Genomic DNA, 19,397 nt, shown 5'->3' with positions numbered 1-19,397 from the left:
TAAAAATATTAGCAAAATGTCAAAAAGTATTGCACAGATAAAAAACCTTTCCCACCGGTATAGTAAAGATTGGGCTATAAAAAATATTTCTTTTGAGATTTCGAACAAAGGAATTCTTGGACTATTAGGATCTAATGGGGCTGGAAAATCTACTACAATGAATATTTTATGTGGAGTAATTAACCAAACTGAAGGAGAGGCTTTTATAGATGGAATTAATGTCCGTGAAAACCCTGTAGAGGCCAAGCGCTTAATAGGTTTTCTACCACAAAAGGCACCACTCCACCTTGAACTTACAGTAGATGAGTATCTCGTTCATTGTGCTCATATGAGATCTATTCCTTCGAAGGATATAAAGGATGCATTGGAATATGCGAAGGCAAAATGTGGAATTACCCACTTTAGTAATAGAATACTCAGTAATTTATCCGGAGGGTACCAGCAGCGTGTAGGATTGGCTCAGGCCATTATTCATAACCCAAAGCTTGTTGTTCTGGACGAACCCACCAATGGGCTGGATCCTAATCAAATTTTGGAAGTGAGAAAATTGATAAAAGAGATCGCAGAGGAGCGGGCAGTAATTTTATCTACTCACATACTTCCTGAGGTACAGGCCACCTGTGATGATATAGTAATGATAGAAAATGGACAGGTAGTATTCCAGGATACACTACATGCCTTTAATAATTACATAGAGCCAGATACCTTAATCATGGAGCTTGAACGTCCTCCTTCGAAGGAAAAGTTGCTGGAGGTTCAGGGGATTACAGATGTTGATTTTATTAATAATACCCGGGTGCGCTTGAAATTTATCTCGGAGACCGGAATCACTCAAAGGTTAATTAAAGTCAGTGTAGAAAATGATTGGGCTCTATCTGAGATTTACTTAGAAAAGGCATCATTAGATGGTGTATTTGCTCAATTGTCCAAAAGTCCACAACAGGAGAGAGCAGAGTATGAGGCACTTCAAATAAATAATCAAAAAACCATTTAATGAAAAAAATATTTAGAATAGCCCGTTTGGAGCTGGCTATCATGTTCTTTTCCCCTATAGCATGGCTGGTGCTCATAATTTTTATTATTCAGACGGGTTTAACTTTTACCGAACTTCTTTATAGCCAGGAAACGTACCAACAACTAGGAAGAAAGTTACCCCCTATGAGTAAAGTTCTATTTGCAGGAGAGGAAGGGATTCTCGCAACGGTTCAGAAGAATTTATATTTATACATCCCTCTGCTAACAATGGGATTATTTAGTAGGGAGACCAGTAGTGGTTCTATAAAACTATTGCTTTCTTCTCCGGTTACTGTGACACAAATGGTTATGGGTAAGTTTCTTTCAATGATGGTTTATACCCTATTACTGGCAATGGTTCTCGGTACGTTTATAGGTGCCGGAATGATTTCTATTGAGGCCCTGGATATAAAGTTTGTGCTAGGTGGTATTTTAGGAATTTATTTATTGATGTTGGCTTACTCAGCCATAGGTTTATTCATGTCTACTTTAACCTCATACCAGGTAGTAGCCGCAATAAATACTTTAGCAGTTTTAGCCTTCTTCAATTTTATTGGGGAGGTCGGTCAGGCCTATGATTTTATTCGGGATATTGCTTACTGGCTTTCAATTTCAGGAAGAGCAGACAACTTTGTAAACGGACTTATTAGTTCAAAAGATCTCATTTATTTCCTTCTGGTGACCGGTCTCTTTTTAGCGCTTACTATTATTAAACTTCAGGATGAAAGAGAAACTCGATCAAAGAAGGTTAAATTTGTTCGATATAGCACGGCAATAATATTAGTCGTTGCCATAGGTTATATCACTTCTTTGCCTGCAATTAATGCTTATTACGACACAACCCGTTTTAAAGACAGAACCCTTACCAAGACTTCTCAAGATCTCGTGAGTGAACTGGAGGAACCTATAGTACTCAATACTTACGTCAATGCAGTTCACCGCAGTGCGTCTTATGGAGCTCCCGAGAATAGAATTAGTGATCTTAACCGTTTTGAACAATACCGTAGGTTCATGCCTGAAATGGAAATGAATTATGTAGTATACTATGATACCCTACAGTATAACGACACCACAACTACTCTTCTGGAGAAAGCGAAAAAGGCAGCTTCTGCTCATAAATTTGATTTTGATGAAATGCTCCCTCCTAAGGAAATTAAGAAAACCAAAGACCTGGTTCCCGAAAACAATCGTCTGGTCCGGTTCATGGAATATAAAGGGGAGCAAACACCTTTGAGGATGTTTGATGATATGTATGTCTATCCGGGTGAATCAGAAATTTCAGCAGCTATAAAAAGATTAATCTCTGGACCGGCAAGAGTAGGTCTACTACAGGGAAATAATGAGCGAAAATCTGAAAGCATGGAGGACGCCGGATACCAAATAATCACCAAAGGTGTTAATATCAGAGGTTCACTAATAAATCAGGGTTTTGAGGTTTCTGACATTCTAATCGATGAGATTGATTCGATTCCCCGGGATATTGAAGTTCTTATAGTTTCCGACCCTAAAAGTTCATATACTCAACGGGAGATTCAGAAAATTCAGGAATTCATAGCGGCAGGAGGGAATATGTTAATTGCAGGAGAACCTGGAAGACAATCTCTATTGAACCCAATTCTCCAGGAGTTGGGAATGGCTTTTGCACCGGGAACACTATTGCAAGAGACCAAAAATTTTGAACCAGATCTGCTTCAGGCAGTTTTCACGCCCCAGGCCAGGGAGCTTGGTTATGGTTTTTATGATGATGCTGTTGTTACCATGCCAGATGCTATGGCCATTCAGGTATCTGATTCTACAGAATTCAAAGTGACTCCAATTCTCATTACCGACCACACCGCTACCTGGAATAAAATAGAAGAATTTGACCTGAATACAGAGAAGGTTAGATTTAATCCTGAAACAGATCAAAAAGTTCTGGCTCCGGTAGCTCTTGCTTTAGAAAGAGATTTGAATGAACATAAACAGAAGATCATGGTGATAGGAGATGCCGACTTTCTGAGTAATGCAGAAATGAACCGAAATAGTCCCAGGTCAGTAAACTCAAGTTTTGTTATAAGAATGTTCAGATGGTTTAGCGATGGGGAATACCCGGTTAATACTGCAAGAAAGGCGGCTATTGATAATGTTATCAAGTTTTCAAGATTTGAAATACAATGGCTCAAAGGATTTTATACGGGTATTATTCCAGTTGTTCTAGGGGGACTAGGAATGTTCATTCTCATTAGGAGAAAAAGGCGATAAAAGCACCTTCTAAATTTAAAATAAATGACAATTCAGAAGTGGGAATTCTGCTTTTGATGAAAGAATAACTATGAAAAAAATACTATTTACGCTACTACTGGCCAGTTTACCCTCAGGTCTACTTGCACAGGATACCACTTCATCTATTAAAGTTGAAGAAATCCCAATGGATCCTAAAGTAAAAATTGGGGTTCTGGACAACGGCCTTACTTATTATATAAGGAAAAATTCTGAGCCACAAAAGAGGGCCCAATTGTATTTGGTTCTTAAGGCAGGCTCTATTCAGGAGAATGATGACCAGAAGGGATTAGCGCATTTTACTGAGCACATGGCTTTCAATGGAACAAAGAGTTTTCCGAAGAATGAGCTTATAGATTATCTGCAAAAAGCGGGGATAAGATTTGGAGCAGATTTGAATGCTTATACAAGCTTCGAAGAAACTGTATATCAACTTCCTTTACCCACAGATGAGCCGGAGCTGTTCAAATCGGGATTTAGAATATTATCGGAATGGGCGGGGAACATCACCTTTGATAATGAGGAGATTGATAAAGAAAGAGGAGTTGTAATCTCAGAAGAAAGGCAGCGAGGAAAGAACGTTTCAGAAAGAATAAGTAAACAATTACTTCCAGTTTTACTGGCCGATTCGAGATATGAAGACAGGTTACCTATTGGAGAAATAGAAATCATTGAGAATTTTGATTACGAAACCCTAAAGAATTTTTACAGGGACTGGTATAGGCCAGATTTACAGGCGGTCATTGCTGTGGGAGATTTTGATGTCAAAATGGTGGAGGAATTGATTAGGAAGAATTTTTCCGGTTTACCTAAAAGCAATGGGAAGCCAAAAAAAGAACATTATGATATTCCTTCCAACGAAAAACCACTGGTGAAAATAGTTACAGATCCCGAGTTTCCTTACACGGTAGCTTCTGTGATATATAAACACCCTGCTACTGTTACAACTAATACAGAAGATTTTAGGAACTCTGTAATCAAAAGTGCTGTAAGTAGTATGCTGTCCAGGAGAATTAGTGAAAAGATCCAAAGTGGATCGGCAGCTTATTTAAATGCAGGAGCCAGTTACGGCTCATATCAGGGAGGAATTGCTAATTTAGATGCTTTTACCCTACAGGTGGTGGCTAAAGAACCAGGCCTTTTAAAAGATGCTATTGAAGGGATCATGGATGAAGTGCATTCTATGGAACAATATGGATTTACCCAGACAGAATTCGATAGGGTGAAAGAGAGCTTTATGACATCTGTGATCAAAAGTCATGCAGAGAAAGATAAAACTTCCTCTAAACATTATGTTAATCAGCTTGTGGAACATTTCACTAAAGGAGAAGCCGTTATTGATATGGACTACTCTTTGGATTTCTATAATACCTATCTGGCTGGAATCTCCCTGGAAGAGGTAAATCAAATGGCTGATAGTTTTGTCACAGAAAGGAAACAGATTATTCTGGTACAGGCTTCCGAAAAAGATAAAGAACTTCTTCCTACAGAACAGGACCTGCTTGAGTGGGTAAACAGTAAAAGAGAAATCTCCGCATATGAAGACGACTTCGTGGATGGTCCCCTGGTTAATGAAGCTCTTACCGGTTCAAAAGTGCTAAAATCAGTAGAACATGCCGTCAATGGAACTACGGAAATAGAATTGTCGAACGGAGTACAGGTGATCTTAAAACCTACAGATTTCAAGAATGATCAAATCCTGTTTTCTTCTTTTAGTCCGGGAGGCTATTCTCTGGCATCAGAGGATGAGTTACACTCTTCAAAAATGGCAGCTGGAATCATTTCTTCATCCGGAATTGGGGAATATACTTCGACTCAATTAGATAAGATGCTAACAGGGAAAACAGTTTCTATTTCCTCTTTTATCAGCACCTATTTTGAGGGAATAAAAGGATCCTCTTCTCCAAAAGATCTTAAAACTGCTCTTGAATTAATCTATTTGTTTTACACAAAACCCCGCAAAGATAGTATTCCTTTTAAGAGAATCCTGGAAAATACAAGGGTATCCCTCGAAGGTAAGTCGGCCAATCCAATGTCTGTTTTTCAGGATACTATTAATGCAGTAATGCAGGGTAATGGGCCTTGGGCTACAGAGCTTTCACTCCAAAATATTGACAAGGTTTCCCTTGAGGAAGCTTACGATTTTTATACTGAAAGGTTTGCAGATGCAAGTGATTTCACCTTCACATTTGTAGGTAATTTTGAAAAGGATTCAATAATACCTCTCTTGGAGACCTATCTTGGATCACTACCTGCAACCAATAGCAAAGAAGACTTTAGAGATGTAGGTATCGAACCTATTCCAGGAAATATTACCCGGGTAGTTCATCGAGGGCTAGAGGAAAAGGCGGTAGTGGTTCTTACCTACCATGATCAGTATGAATATGAGCAGATGAATAATACCGAACTCAATATGATTAAATCTTCTCTGGAGACAAAACTTCTAAAAAGATTAAGAGAAAAAGAAAGTGGGGTTTACAGTCCCTCAGTAGGACTTAGTAAAGTAAAAATTCCATCTTCATATTATTTATTCTCTATTTCTTTCAGTTGTGCGCCAGAACGTGTAGATGAACTCATAGAGGCCACAAAAGATGAAATTGCACTTCTAAGAAGAGAGGGACCTACCCAGGATGAACTGGATAAGTTTATAGCTCAGGAACAACGACAAAAAGAGACACAACTGAGATCTAATAGTTATTGGCTGAATTATATTCAGAATGTATACCAGGGTGAAATTGAGATGGACTATATTCAAAACTATAATTCTTACTTGGAAGCATTAACTCTTTCAAGATTAAAGAAAGCATCAAAAAAATATCTTTCTACAGAGAATTCTGCCCGACTTGTGTTGTTGCCAGAGAATAATATTTAAAATGTCATATGGTAATATCAGGAAATTAAAATGATATTAAATAACGTATCTCTGTTATGCTCATGCTGGCGGAACTTATCAAAAATTGCTGAGAAAGATTAAGCCTTCTTGTGTCAAAGTGATCTCATTCAAAACTAAAGCCGGAGGTAAGACTTTGGCTTTAACTTTTGTCTATAATTAACAGGTTTAAAAATTAAATTGGTAAATTTTCATCGAGTTCATTGGATTTCATTAATTTAGATTTGCTTAATTGTATGTCGAATAATAATCCATAGTTATGAAAACAGCCGTGACAAAAGAATTTTTTTTCAACAAAAGCCTCCTAATTTTACCAATTTTTGCAGCACTTATCTATAGTTGCAGCCCTGAAGAAGAATTAGAAAAACCATTTGAGGAGATTGTATTGGACAATGATTTAAAGTTTGTGATAGATGTTTCAGAAGATCCTTTTTCGTACGCAATAATTACGAAAGATGGGCTACGGGACACTTTGCAGCTCGAGGTAATTGAGGTACGGCAGCTTGATTATTTTAAGACCTCACCTGCGAAAATTGACACTGGCCAAAACGATATCATTTATCTGAATAGAGATAATCTAAGCTTTAGTTTTAATTTGAAAGGTGAAATCTCGGAAAAAGACTCTAAGTAGTGCTTAACCTCTCCGATAGGTTTCTTCAAAATTAATCTTGCAATATTCTCCTTTTAATTTCTTTCCTTTATAACATATTCCATCAGTTACCTTATAATGGGTGTCGATTAGAAACCACTAAATTGGTCTTAGTCATCGTCATTTTATACCTTAGATGATACTCAATATTTTTTTAGACCCCCAATGATTAATTTAATGTCGCCAAATTGGACCCTAGCCTTTCTCTTAGAACAGATTTTCAGCGCCCCAATGAGTAGCTAAAACAGCAGTAATTGAAAATATTTCTTAAATCTAGGTGATCATAAAGCTCCTGTTTTGATCATTCATCATAATTCCACAAATTTATTCATCAAACTCATTCTTCTATGGAATAATGAGTTTGATGAATATTCCTTCAGGTTCATTAATTCTAATGGTTGTGTCCGCCTTCGCCCTTCTGCATTTCTGCCATTAGATAGTAGGCATTATTATAGGCAAATCTGGTATCTTCTGGCAAATCTTTTAATAGCTTTATTTCAACCCATTCACCTTTATCAGTCCCGGTAATAACTTCTACAGGTCTAAAGCTCCATGCGTCTCCTTCCTCTTCTGCTGTAAAAGCATAAAATTTTTCCCCTTCTCTCACTATGGCAGATTCGGGTAGGGCTGTTGTTTGTTGATTATCAACCGCAATTCGTCCCCTTACATACATTCCCGGCACCAGATTCTCCGGTCTGTCGATGATTTCCGCATGTACATGCACGGCTTTAGGATCCTGTTCAAAATTCTTGCTTACAGAAATGATTTCCGCAGTTAATTCAGTTCCAGGTAAGGATTCGATAGTGAAAAATACTTTCTGTCCTTTTTCTACTTTGGCAACATCTTTTTCAAAGACCATAAGGTCTACATGAACATCCTTCGTATTGATTATGTGGAACATTTCAGACTGCGCCTGTACAAACTGGCCGGTTTTGATATCTACAGATTGAACAGCGCCATCTATCGGACTTCTAACCGGAATCCTTTGCTGAATATTTCCATTCCGAATAGCTTCAGGATTAATATTTAATTGTTGGAGTTGAGCCTTGAGCCCTGCAACCTGTCCTTTCAGGCTTTGAAATTCTGCCTCGGCACGTTGAAAAGTCTGTCCTGAGCCCACTCCGGCTTCATACAACTTCTTTTGTCTTTGGAACTCTTTTTCCTGATAATTCAGGCTATTCAGAGCGTTCATATATTGTGTTTGTACTTCGATGATCTCCGGGTGTTCAATAAATGCCAGGACATCTCCACGCTTAACTTCATCTCCTTCGATTACTGTTATTGATGATACGTTACCTCCAATTACAGGAGTAACTGCAGCTTCACTTTGAGGAGGGACTTCGAGCTCTCCATTTGCCTGTACATAACCGCTCATTAACCTGGTTGTGAGGCTGTCAATTTTCATATCGAGTACATCGAACTGCTGCTGTGAAAGCATAGCTTCCTTGACGGCTTCTGTTTTAGCAGGTTCACCGGCTTCTTCTTTCAGATTCCCCTCTTTTTCAGCATTTCCCCCGCAAGACAATAGGAGGAGAAACGGAAGTATATATAGTGTTTGAAATTTCATCTTTTTAGTTTTTTTCCTGTTAGGTAAAATTGTAATTCTGCAAGGGCTATCTGGTAATTTTCAAAAGCCTCGAGCGCTTTGATTTCTGACTCCATTGCATTGTCTAAATTCTGAATAAAAGCCACATATTCAATGGCACCTTCATTAAAGGCAAGTAAAGAGCCCTCCCGTTGTTCCTTCAGCAAGGGAAGGACTTCATTCCTGTAAAACTGCCATGAAGATTTCCAACGTTTGTAGTTTCTGAAGGCGATTTCATAATCAGATTTTATCTGGACTTTCTGAAAACCGGCAGCTCTTTGCGCAATTTCCTTTTCTATTTTTGCCGCTTTAGCTTCTCCGTGTGCAGCTCCGGAAAGGATTGGAATAGATATTCCGGCCTGATAATTATAAAAACCGGTTGCTCCATTCACTTTTTGAAGTCCGTACTGAACACTGAAATTGGGAAAGAAATTAGCCTTTTCTGCAGCATAAGCAGCTTCCGCCACCGCGACCTTCTTTTCAGAAACTTCCAAAATAGGGTGATCCTCAGGCAGATCTCCGGTAAGGAAAATTTCATCCTCCCGAAGGTCATTAAAATCATCCGGAACGTCATAGACTTCATCATCTCCCAGCCAAAGATTCAGTTTTTGGACGGCTGTTAAATAGTCCATTTCGGCCTCCTGCAAATCAATTGAAATCTGGCTGATCTTATTTTTGGCTGTCAGCATTTCTAATCTCGAAATGGCCTCGACCTCGTACCGCAGACTAACTGCCTGTTCTAATTTTTGGTACAGGGAATCCAGTTCCTGAAATAACAGATACTGTTGCTTTGCGGAAAAGGCACGACTCCAGGCTATTTTCACCTCCTGTGCCACCTGGAGTTGAGACAGCTCAAAAGCTTCTTCGGCAAGCGCGATCCTTTGATTGTAAAGCTTGTGTTTAGAAGGTATTCCTAATAAATTAATTCCCTGCTGTTGAACCCCGACCGTGGTGTATATTCCACCTGCTTCTCCAAGCTCTTCTCCACCCGTGAATACTTCGGTTTCCCCAAGATCCCAGGCAGATCTTTTCATTGCCTGCTCCCGTTCAATTCTCAACTTTTCATTTTTTAGAAGTGGGTAATTCTGAAGAGCCAGGGCAACGGCTTCCTCCTGACTTACCTGCGGAGATAATTCAGTTGTCTGAGCATTCAAACCGACTGGTAAAAGGAATAGAACTAGGATAAGCGCAAAAGATCCACCTGTTGCGGGTTTAAATTTCATCCTACCCGACCTTGACTCAACCCATTTATAAAGAATAGGCAAAATGAACAATGTGAGCAGGGTAGAGGTGATCAGCCCTCCAATAACTACAGTTGCCAGGGGTCGTTGCACTTCTGCACCCGCAGAGCTTGAAATTGCCATAGGCAGGAAACCAAGCACATCGGTAAGAGCCGTAAGCAAAATAGGCCGGATTCTACTTCTTGTTCCAAGACTGATCCTTTCATTTAGATTTTTCACACCTTCTTCTTTTAATTCATTGAAACTGCTTATAAGTACAAGACCATTTAAAACAGCCACCCCAAACAAAACAATAAAGCCCACCCCGGCAGAAATGCTAAAGGGCATATCCCGCAGCCATAAAGAAAATATTCCACCAATAGCTGCAAGTGGAATGGCTATGTAGATCATGGTGGTTTGCTTGAACGACTTGAGAGCAAAAAAGATCAGGATAAAAATGAGGAGCAGGGCAATAGGGACTACCATTTGCAGTCTTTTGCTTGCCCGTTCAAAATTTTCAAAAGCTCCATCGTAGCGAATGTAATAACCGGGTGGTAGTTCAAACTCAGCGTCCAGTTTGGTCTGAATATCTTCCACCACAGATTTTACGTCGCGATTCCGGATATTGACTCCCACGTAGGTGCGACGGTTGGTGTTATCTCTGCTGGTCTGCATCGGGCCGGGCTGATAACTTATTTCAGCTACTTCTTTCAGCGGTATCTGGCTACCTGAAGGCAGGGTTACGTATAAATTCCTAATATTCTCTATACTCGTCCTTTCCTCTTCCTGTAGTCGCACTACCAGGTCAAACCGCCTTTCCCCTTCAAAAATAACTCCTGCATCTCCGCCTGCAAAAGCAGACTGGATAAGGGAATTCAGCTCCTTGATCTGTAAACCGTATTGCGCAGTTTTATTCCTGTTATAGTTGACCGTTATTTGCGGTAATCCGGCTGTGGCCTCTACTTTCATATCGGCAACGCCTTCTACCGTAGCAATAATATTACCCATCTCCTGCGCCTTACTTGCCAGAACCTCCAGATCTTCACCATAAAGTTTGACTGCAACATCTTCTCGAACACCTGTAAGAAGTTCGTTGAACCGCATTTCTACTGGCTGAGTAAATTCATAGCTAACGCCGGGAATAATCTCTATGGTTTCTTTGATCTTTGCAATAAGTTCATCCTTAGAATCGGCAGAAGTCCACTCATCTTTATCCTTCAGAATTATAAAACTGTCTCCAATGTCCATAGGCATAGGATCTGTGGGGACATCAGAAACTCCAAACCGGGTGACTACCTGTTCTATTTCGGGGTACTCGTCCAGAAGAAGCTGTTCTATTCTTGTGGAGGTTGCAATTCCCTCGTCAAGCGAACTTCCCGGTTTCAGGATAATGTGAAAAGCTATGTCCCCTTCGTCGAGCTGCGGAATAAATTCCCCTCCCATTTTGGTGAACATAAAAGCAGCCAAAGCGAAAAAGGCTATGGCGGTGCCAAGCATTATTTTTCCTCTTTTTAAGGATTTGTTTAATAGAGGCTCATATTTATTCTGAACCCAGCCGACAAATTTATCGCCATAGGATCTCTTTCGTTTCTTACTCTCCTTCAGAAAGAGCGCAGAGATCATCGGCACGTAAGTCAAACACAGGATCATTGCACCCAGCATGACAAAAATAAAGGTAAGAGCCATTGGTTTGAACATCTTGCCTTCAACACCTTCCAGAGCGAGGATTGGAAGAAAAACAATGAGTATTATAAGCTGCCCAAAAAAGGCAGAATTCATCATCTTTTTTGCAGAAGAGGAGGCGATTGAATTTCTTTCAGATTTATTTAATTCGCCTCTTTTCTTCATGCGCTGATGAATCGTAAAAACGGTACTTTCTACAATGATCACGGCTCCGTCGACTATGATCCCGAAATCTATTGCCCCCAGGCTCATCAGGTTTGCCCAAACGTCGAAAAGGTTCATGAGAATAAAAGCAAACAGGAGGGAGAGCGGAATTGTGGAGGCAACTATTAAACCTCCCCGCCAGTTCCCAAGGAGCAGCACCAGGACAAAGATCACGATCAATCCTCCTTCGAGCAGGTTTTTCGTAACTGTGGAAGTAGTGTCACTAATAAGTTCACTTCTATCCAAAAATGGCTTTATGGACACTCCTTCAGGAAGGGATTTCTGGATCTGCTTGATCCTGTTTTTTACATTGTCAATCACCTCATTGGAATTGGCTCCTTTCAGCATCATTACCATTCCGCCAACGGCTTCTCCCTGTCCGTTTTTTGTCAGGGCCCCATAACGTACGGCACTTCCTATTCGAACATCAGCAACATCGGCAATAGTTATAGGTACTCCGCCGGAAGTGGTGACCACAATTTTTTCCAGGTCCTCCACACTTCGGGCAAGGCCCTCGCCCCGAATGAAGTTTGCCTGATGGTTTTTTTCAATGTAAGCCCCGCCGGTATTCTGATTGTTATTTTCGAGGGCGGTAAAAACATCAGAAATGGAAAGTCCAATAGCCTTAAGTTCATCCGGGTCTACAGCAACTTCGTATTGCTTGATCATTCCGCCAACCCCGTTCACTTCCACAACTCCCGGTACCATTGCCATTTGTCGGCGTACAATCCAATCCTGAATTGTTCTGAGTTCAGTAGGGGAGTAGTCATCTTTGAATTCCTCTTCTACTTCGAGCGTGTACTGATAAATCTCCCCCAGTCCGGTAGAAATAGGTCCCATGGAAGGTTGTCCAAAACCTTCGGGAATTTCATCTTTTACGGCATTCAGCTTTTCACCTACTAACTGCCTGGGGAGATAAGTACCCATATCGTCTTCAAAGACAATGGTTACTACGGAAAGTCCGAACCTCGATACCGAACGTATCTCTGTGACGCCGGGCAAATTACTCATGGCAATTTCCACGGGGTAGGTGACGAACTGCTCGATGTCTTCAGTTCCTAAATTGGGTGCCTGGGTGATCACCTGCACCTGGTTGTTCGTGATGTCTGGCTGGGCATCTACCGGTACCTGAAAAACGCTCCAGATCCCTGCACCAATGAGCACCACGGTTAAGAGACCAATAATAAATTTATTATTGATCGAAAAATCAATGATCTTATTAATCATACATGATAATTTAATTCAGTTTGTGATAAAATTCTCTGGTCGGAGCCAGTGACAAAAGGATATAGCTATCCTAAAACTGAATTAAATACGGGGAGGCTGAAAATGAGAAAAGGCAATTTCCTTACCTGCACTCTCGCCAAACAGAGGTGTCAAAAAGGGTGTTTTTTGCTCAAATACTTCGAAGCTACTTGTTTCGAATCTCACCACATGCACATGGCAGCAGTGACACTGGCAAAAAGGAGGACAGTCATCAGAAGTTCCATGCTGATCTCCTTGCTGATCCTGATCTACTTCCAAACTAACGACGGTAGTATCCTGACTTTCAGACGCGGCTATGTCATCGCAGGGTATAAAGTTCAACCCCAGGAAATAAAAGGATAATATAATTGCGAAAAATTTCACTGTGCAAAACTAGGAAAAAGATAAGCAAAAGGTGGAAAGAATGGTAGAAAATCCCCCTTGGGTAAAATCCTCCATGAAGCTTCATGCTCTTCATGGAGATTAAAGATTTCACTTTTCGTGAATTATATTCTAGCTAAAGTGAATGGTTAAAGAGGGCTATTAAATAAATTGGCATTATAATGTAATACCATATTGTTACTGACAATTATGAATTCTCTACCAGGAAGATCTATCTTCTCCAGTTCAAAATAGAAATTTATTTTATCTAATTTTAATCATTTGATTTAACAGCAAATGGTAATTTTATCTTAGACACGGGAAAGACGCTGAAGAATTCACAAATTAGTTAACCAAAGGAAACTTTATGCAGGACTTGGTTATTAACCAATGGGCGAAAATATTTGAAATAGAATTAGACCAACCTATAAAGATAATTTTGTTTTTTTGAGAAAAGCACCAAATTTTTCTGATGCGGAAGTAAATTGCTATTAGGTATGAAAATTAACCAGATGCTTAAATTGACATTAAAGACAGACCCTAAAGTAGAAACAGTATTTGCGAATTATCCCGACTTTGTTAGGGATAAAATGCAACATCTACGGGAATTAGTAATTGAAACAGCAGAAGAAACGGAAGGTGTAACCGTTTTGGAAGAAACTTTGAAATGGGGCGAACCCAGTTTTGTCACTAAAAATGGCAGCACTTTACGAATGGATTGGAAAGAAAAAACTCCTGACCAATATGCACTGTATTTCCAATGCACGAGTAAATTGGTTGATACCTTCAGATTAGTTTTTGACCACAAATTTCAATATGAAGGAAATCGAGCAATCGTCTTTCAATTAAACCAGAAAATCCCGGAATTGGAATTAAAAGAATGTATTAGGGCTTCTTTGAACTATCACAATGTAAAGGAGCAGCTTACTTTGGGAATTTAAACTGAAATAAAAAAGCCAGTGCACAACAGTGTAAAAAATAAACGGAATGGTAGTGGAAAAGCTTATAGTTTTCCATCGAATTCTGTGGATAAACTAAAGTTTTGAGACTCGTAACCGATTGAATTTTAAGTACTAGGCGTTGCGCATCATACCAAAAATCGAAAGATTAATAGATTTTACAAATAATTAAAAAAATTTATTTCTACGAGGTGATTTAAACCAGATGAATATCCGCCAGGATAAAGGAAATCTCTGGGAGAATTTTTTAATAGCCGAACGTTTAAAGTACAATGCCTATAATGGTTCATTAGCCAAAGGATATTTTTGGAGAACGGTACAGCAACAGGAAATTGATGATGTAGAAGAGGAAGCTGGAGCATTAAAAGGCTTTGAAGTCAAATCGAATTCAAAAAGTAAAGTAAAGGTTCCGAAGACTTTTACAAAAGCTGATAATGCCGAAGTAAAAGTTATTAACAGAGAAAATTTTAGAGATTTTTTAAAATGAAATCACGAATGTCTAGGGGGAAATCAGTAGCGTCTGGATTAACGATGCGCAATACTTTGACAATGTACCATTCTGGCACCCAAAAAGCGAAAGCCCCGTAAACACTAGTGTTACGGGGCTTTTTAGCGGAGAAAGAGGGATTCGAACCCCCGGAGGTGTTACCCTCAACAGTTTTCAAGACTGCCGCAATCGACCACTCTGCCATTTCTCCTTAGCGGATGCAAATATAAAAAGCTTTTTTAAATATTAAACAATAAAATTCACTTTTTAAAAGAAGAAGTTTCAGTTGTTAGGCTAACAATCTTAAAGGGAGTAGTTTATACATGAAAAAAAATTCAAATCCTGTTTGCCTTACTTGGGATAGTAGACTTATGGGTTTTCTGCCGACCGCATTTGGATTTCCCACATTAATAAATATCTTTGCCATAGTTCATTTTTTACTAAACGAGTTATCAAGAAAGGTTGAGGGATTAGACCCGGTGAAACCTTAGCAACCCTCCTTTGGAGAAGGTGCTACGTTCTACCACGGCAACGTGGATAGATAACAACAAGAATTCTTTCCCGTCTTCTTTTTTGATAGCCTTATTGCGCAAACAAATGTCAAAAATTGAAGACCTGCTTTCAGAAAAAATATTGATCCTCGACGGTGCCATGGGTACCATGTTGCAGGAATATAAATTCACCGAAGAAGATTTCCGCGGAAAACGTTTTGCCGACTGGCCGGTTTCCCTCAAAGGGAATAATGATCTCCTATCCATCACTCAGCCCGCAGCCATTGCTGAGATCCACCGCAAGTATTTCGAAGCGGGAGCAGATATTGTGGAGACCAATACATTTTCGGGCACCACTATCGCCATGGCCGATTATCAGATGCAGGAGCTGGTCTATGAGCTCAATTATGAGTCGGCCCGCATTGCAAAAGAAGTGGCCCGCGAAGTAACTCAGCAAAATCCTCAAAAACCCCGTTTTGTGGCCGGCGCTATAGGCCCTACCAATAAAACTGCCAGCATGTCTCCCGATGTTAATGACCCGGGATTCAGGGCCATTTCCTTTACCGAATTATCTGCGGCTTATAAACAGCAGGCAAGAGCCTTGATCGATGGCGGAGTGGATGTGCTGCTCGTGGAGACCGTTTTTGATACCCTTAATGCCAAAGCCGCTCTTTTCGCCATAGAAGAGCTAAAGGAAGAGCTCGCTGTTGACATTCCGGTGATGATTAGCGGGACAATTACCGATGCTTCCGGAAGAACTCTGAGCGGACAAACAGCCGAAGCTTTCCTTATCTCCATTTCTCATATTCCGCTACTCAGCGTGGGCTTCAATTGTGCGCTGGGGGCCAAGCAACTCACCCCTCACCTGGAAGTTCTGGCCCGAAAAAGCAATTTTGGAGTCTCGGCTTATCCCAATGCCGGGCTGCCTAATGCTTTTGGGGAATACGATCAGAGCCCCCGTGAAATGGCAGAGCAAATTAGGGAATATCTTTCCCGCGGACTCGTAAATATTCTTGGAGGTTGCTGCGGAACTACTCCAAAACACATTAAAGCTATTGCTGAAGTAGCTAAAGATTACCAACCACGAAAATTCCAAAAGGAATTCATTCAACCTGAAACCGAATAGATCATGATTGCAGAAAAAAGTACGCCTGAAAGCACATTTTTGAGAGGTAAGCAGGGGCGATATCTAAAACTTTCGGGCCTGGAGCCACTGGTAGTCACTCCCGACACCAACTTCATCAATGTAGGTGAACGCACGAATGTCGCAGGTTCCAAAAAGTTCCTGAGGTTGATCAAGGAAGAAAAATATGACGAGGCTCTTTCGGTTGCGCGAGATCAGGTCGAAGGCGGAGCACAGATCCTTGATGTGAATATGGACGACGGACTCATTGACGGAAAAGAGGCCATGGTTAAATTCCTGAATCTCATTGTCGCCGAACCCGATATTGCCCGTATTCCAATAATGATCGATAGTTCCAAATGGGAGATCATAGAAGCAGGGCTTCAGGTGGTACAGGGAAAATGTGTGGTGAATTCCATAAGTTTAAAAGAGGGGGAGGAAGAATTCCTTGACCATGCAAAGAAGATCAGGCGCTATGGAGCGGCTGTAGTGGTGATGGCCTTTGATGAAACAGGACAGGCCGACAATTATGAACGACGGATTGAAATCGCAAAGCGTTCCTACGACCTGCTGACTCAAAAAGCCAGTTTTCCACCCGAAGATATTATCCTCGATCTCAATGTTTTTCCTGTGGGTACGGGTATGGAAGAGCATCGCCGCAATGCGATAGATTATATAGAAGCTACGCGCTGGGTAAAGGAAAACCTCCCTTACGTAAGCCTAAGTGGCGGAGTGAGCAACGTTTCCTTCTCTTTCCGTGGGAATGATCCGGTGCGCGAGGCCATGCATTCCGTATTCCTCTATTATGCCATTCAAGCCGGGATGAACATGGGAATTGTGAATCCGGCGCTGCTGGAGGTGTATGACAACATTCCTAAAGACCTGTTGGAGCATGTTGAAGATGTGATCCTCGATCGCAGGGATGATGCCACAGAACGCCTGTTAAGCTTCGCCGAGACTGTTGTGGGTACAGCAAAAGAAAGCAAAACAGATCTTTCCTGGAGAGAAAAGCCGCTGCAGGAACGCATTACACATGCCCTTGTAAAAGGTATGGACGAGTATATTGTAGAAGATGTAGAGGCGGCAAGAGCCAATTCTTCCCGTACTTTAGATGTCATAGAAGGTCCGCTAATGACCGGAATGAATGTGGTGGGTGATCTCTTCGGAAGCGGAAAAATGTTTCTGCCCCAGGTAGTAAAGTCGGCCAGGGTAATGAAAAAAGCTGTGGCTCATTTGCTGCCATATATTGAGGAGGAGAAAAAAGCCGCTGCCTCCTTGCCCCCAGAGGGGGAAAAGGGCCGGGGAGAAGTGCTCAAAGGAGAGGAGTACTGGAGAACGGCAGATCCACAGATGTATTCTGCCATGAAAAAGTTTGCGAGGGAAATGCGGTATGAAAAAGCGACTGCTGCAGAACAGATTCTTTGGGAGGCTTTAAGAGATAAGAAGCTGGAGGGGTATAAATTCAGAAGGCAGCACATCATCGGGCCTTACATTGCAGATTTTCTGTGTCTTAGGTATAGGTTGATTATTGAACTAGACGGACTCATTCACCAAAGACCCGAAAACAAAAAGAGTGATGAAGAACGTACTAAATGGCTAAATAAGCAGGGTTTCCGGGTAATTAGATTCAGGAATGAAGAGGTAAAAGAGAACCTGGAGCTAGTTCTCCAAACAATTCTGAAAGAATTGGAAAGCACTCCCGAAAGGGGCGCCTCCACTCCCCCTCAGGGGGCAGGGGGGCACGGAGGCGCTGGCAAAATCCTTCTCGCCACGGTTAAAGGTGACGTGCACGATATTGGGAAGAATATCGTGAGCGTGGTGTTGGCCTGTAATAATTATGAGATCATCGACCTTGGAGTGATGGTTCCACCCGAAAAGATCATTGAAACCGCCAAAGCCGAAAATGTGGATGCCATTGGCCTTAGCGGACTCATCACCCCATCTCTTGATGAAATGGCCTTCCTCGCTCAGGAAATGGAGCGACAGGGATTTACTGTTCCGCTGTTGATTGGTGGTGCCACAACTTCCAAAGCTCACACTGCGGTCAAAATTGACACGCAGTACAGCCAGGCGGTTGTTCATGTCAACGACGCGTCTAGAGCAGTGACTGTAGTTGGTGATCTATTGAAAATAGAGACCAGGAAAAAGTATATGTCCGATCTTAAAACGGAGTACGACACCTTCAGGAAGAACTTTAAAAAGAGAAGTAAGGTCAAGGAATATTTAAGTATTTCTAAAGCAAGACAGAATAAGTATAAAATCGACTGGGATAATAGCGAAATCATAAAACCCAATAAGCCGGGGGTGCAGGTAATCGAAGATCTGGAGCTAAAAAAGCTGATCCCATTCATTGACTGGACGCCATTCTTTAGAAGCTGGGAATTGCATGGGAAATATCCCGCTATTCTTACAGATGAGGTGGTGGGCGAGCAGGCTACATCCCTCTTTAAAGACGCCAAAGAACTGCTGAATAAGATCCTGGATGATAAATTGCTGAAGGCCAAAGCGGTCTACGGACTTTTCCCTGCAAACACCATAAATGATGATGATATTGAAGTTAAGGTTGAAGAAGCGGGTGCCAAAAATGTCATTTTTAGGACCCTTCGGCAGCAGTTGAGTAAATATGAAGGGAAACCTAATTTTGCTCTGGCCGATTTTGTTGCACCTAAAGAATCGGGGATTCAGGATTACATTGGCTGCTTCTGTGTTACTACCGGCTTCGGAACCGATGAGCTGGCAAAGAAATTCGAAGAAGAGCATGACCAGTACAATTCCATCATGATTAAAGCCCTTTCTGACCGTCTTGCAGAAGCATTTGCGGAATATCTGCACAAGCAAATACGTACTGAAGACTGGGCTTATGCCCCCAACGAGAACCTGAGTAATGAGGAATTGATCAAAGAGAGCTATAAAGGAATCCGTCCGGCACCGGGATATCCTGCCTGCCCAGATCATCTTGAAAAGACCACCATTTGGGAACTTTTAAAAGTAGAAGAGAAAATAGGGGTGAAGCTCACAGAAAGCCTTGCCATGTGGCCCGCTGCCAGTGTGAGTGGATATTATTTCGCGCATCCAGAGGCCCGCTACTTCGGTGTTGGAAAGATCACCAATGACCAGGTAGCCGATTTTGCTGAAAGGAAAAACATAACCTTTGAAGAAGCTCAAAAATGGCTGCGTCCTGCTATTGCCGATGAATAAATGAATCCA

11 protein-coding genes, 1 tRNA gene and 1 riboswitch are annotated in these 19,397 nt (G+C 41.2%); of the genes, 8 read left to right on the top strand and 4 right to left on the bottom strand.

Annotation, left to right across the window (positions count from 1 at the left end):
* The first annotated feature begins 16 nt into the window (after nt 1-16).
* From ACQ93I_RS10465 to ACQ93I_RS10450, 4 genes are all read left to right on the top strand, one after another.
* Complete coding sequence (locus ACQ93I_RS10465) at nt 17-994, top strand: ABC transporter ATP-binding protein (RefSeq protein ID WP_431698470.1); 978 nt, start codon at nt 17-19, stop codon at nt 992-994.
* Nucleotides 994-3,255: a Gldg family protein gene (locus ACQ93I_RS10460; RefSeq protein WP_431698469.1), complete on the top strand. Its 2,262-nt coding sequence runs from the start codon at nt 994-996 to the stop codon at nt 3,253-3,255. Before ACQ93I_RS10465 ends, ACQ93I_RS10460 begins: the two co-directional genes overlap by 1 nt.
* A 70-nt stretch (nt 3,256-3,325) precedes the next feature.
* Nucleotides 3,326-6,145, top strand: a complete 2,820-nt coding sequence (locus tag ACQ93I_RS10455; protein WP_431698468.1) for a M16 family metallopeptidase — start codon at nt 3,326-3,328, stop codon at nt 6,143-6,145.
* A 289-nt stretch (nt 6,146-6,434) separates the two neighbouring features.
* Nucleotides 6,435-6,794, top strand: a complete 360-nt coding sequence (locus ACQ93I_RS10450; protein ID WP_431698467.1) for a hypothetical protein — start codon at nt 6,435-6,437, stop codon at nt 6,792-6,794.
* Nucleotides 6,795-7,203: 409 nt separating this feature from the next.
* Here the strand turns inward: ACQ93I_RS10450 and ACQ93I_RS10445 are convergent, their stop codons facing one another.
* The 3 genes from ACQ93I_RS10445 to ACQ93I_RS10435 form a co-directional block, all read right to left on the bottom strand.
* Nucleotides 7,204-8,379, bottom strand: coding sequence for an efflux RND transporter periplasmic adaptor subunit (locus ACQ93I_RS10445; RefSeq protein WP_431698466.1), 1,176 nt, complete (start codon nt 8,377-8,379; stop codon nt 7,204-7,206).
* Nucleotides 8,376-12,731: a CusA/CzcA family heavy metal efflux RND transporter gene (locus ACQ93I_RS10440; protein WP_431698465.1), complete on the bottom strand. Its 4,356-nt coding sequence runs from the start codon at nt 12,729-12,731 to the stop codon at nt 8,376-8,378. Before ACQ93I_RS10440 ends, ACQ93I_RS10445 begins: the two co-directional genes overlap by 4 nt.
* Before the next feature lie 81 nt (nt 12,732-12,812).
* Nucleotides 12,813-13,133 (bottom strand): DUF6660 family protein, encoded by a 321-nt coding sequence (locus tag ACQ93I_RS10435; RefSeq protein ID WP_431698464.1) that lies wholly within the window; start codon nt 13,131-13,133, stop codon nt 12,813-12,815.
* Between the two features lie 509 nt (nt 13,134-13,642).
* Here ACQ93I_RS10435 and ACQ93I_RS10430 point away from each other — a divergent pair.
* Both ACQ93I_RS10430 and ACQ93I_RS10425 read left to right on the top strand, forming a co-directional pair.
* Nucleotides 13,643-14,071, top strand: a complete 429-nt coding sequence (locus tag ACQ93I_RS10430) for a DUF1801 domain-containing protein (RefSeq protein WP_431698463.1) — start codon at nt 13,643-13,645, stop codon at nt 14,069-14,071.
* A 223-nt stretch (nt 14,072-14,294) separates the two neighbouring features.
* A complete protein-coding gene (locus ACQ93I_RS10425) occupies nt 14,295-14,576 on the top strand; it encodes a DUF4143 domain-containing protein (RefSeq protein WP_431698462.1) in 282 nt (93 codons plus the stop codon).
* Between the two features lie 126 nt (nt 14,577-14,702).
* Here the strand turns inward: ACQ93I_RS10425 and ACQ93I_RS10420 are convergent.
* Nucleotides 14,703-14,787, bottom strand: a tRNA-Ser gene (locus tag ACQ93I_RS10420).
* Nucleotides 14,788-15,022: 235 nt separating this feature from the next.
* Nucleotides 15,023-15,124: riboswitch (SAM riboswitch) on the top strand.
* A gap of 49 nt (nt 15,125-15,173) precedes the next feature.
* Here ACQ93I_RS10420 and ACQ93I_RS10415 point away from each other — a divergent pair.
* Nucleotides 15,174-16,193 (top strand): homocysteine S-methyltransferase family protein, encoded by a 1,020-nt coding sequence (locus ACQ93I_RS10415; protein ID WP_431698461.1) that lies wholly within the window; start codon nt 15,174-15,176, stop codon nt 16,191-16,193.
* Nucleotides 16,194-16,196: 3 nt separating this feature from the next.
* Nucleotides 16,197-19,388, top strand: a complete 3,192-nt coding sequence (locus tag ACQ93I_RS10410; RefSeq protein WP_431698460.1) for a vitamin B12 dependent-methionine synthase activation domain-containing protein — start codon at nt 16,197-16,199, stop codon at nt 19,386-19,388.
* Nucleotides 19,389-19,397 lie beyond the last annotated feature (9 nt).

The sequence above is a fragment of the Salinimicrobium sp. WS361 genome, assembly GCF_050750585.1.
In the GTDB taxonomy this organism is placed as follows: domain Bacteria; phylum Bacteroidota; class Bacteroidia; order Flavobacteriales; family Flavobacteriaceae; genus Salinimicrobium.
Note: the sequence above shows the minus strand (reverse complement) of the source record. Positions and strands in the feature narration are given on the sequence as shown.

What these genes read in the sequence shown, in the direction of transcription:
- ACQ93I_RS10415 (WP_431698461.1), top strand. Translation starts at nt 15,174, where the DNA reads ATGTCAAAAATTGAAGACCTGCTTTCAGAAAAAATATTGATCCTCGAC.
- ACQ93I_RS10410 (WP_431698460.1), top strand. Translation starts at nt 16,197, where the DNA reads ATGATTGCAGAAAAAAGTACGCCTGAAAGCACATTTTTGAGAGGTAAG.
- ACQ93I_RS10425 (WP_431698462.1), top strand. Translation starts at nt 14,295, where the DNA reads ATGAATATCCGCCAGGATAAAGGAAATCTCTGGGAGAATTTTTTAATA.
- ACQ93I_RS10465 (WP_431698470.1), top strand. Translation starts at nt 17, where the DNA reads ATGTCAAAAAGTATTGCACAGATAAAAAACCTTTCCCACCGGTATAGT.
- ACQ93I_RS10460 (WP_431698469.1), top strand. Translation starts at nt 994, where the DNA reads ATGAAAAAAATATTTAGAATAGCCCGTTTGGAGCTGGCTATCATGTTC.
- ACQ93I_RS10430 (WP_431698463.1), top strand. Translation starts at nt 13,643, where the DNA reads ATGCTTAAATTGACATTAAAGACAGACCCTAAAGTAGAAACAGTATTT.
- ACQ93I_RS10455 (WP_431698468.1), top strand. Translation starts at nt 3,326, where the DNA reads ATGAAAAAAATACTATTTACGCTACTACTGGCCAGTTTACCCTCAGGT.
- ACQ93I_RS10440 (WP_431698465.1), bottom strand. Translation starts at nt 12,731, where the DNA reads ATGATTAATAAGATCATTGATTTTTCGATCAATAATAAATTTATTATT.
- ACQ93I_RS10445 (WP_431698466.1), bottom strand. Translation starts at nt 8,379, where the DNA reads ATGAAATTTCAAACACTATATATACTTCCGTTTCTCCTCCTATTGTCT.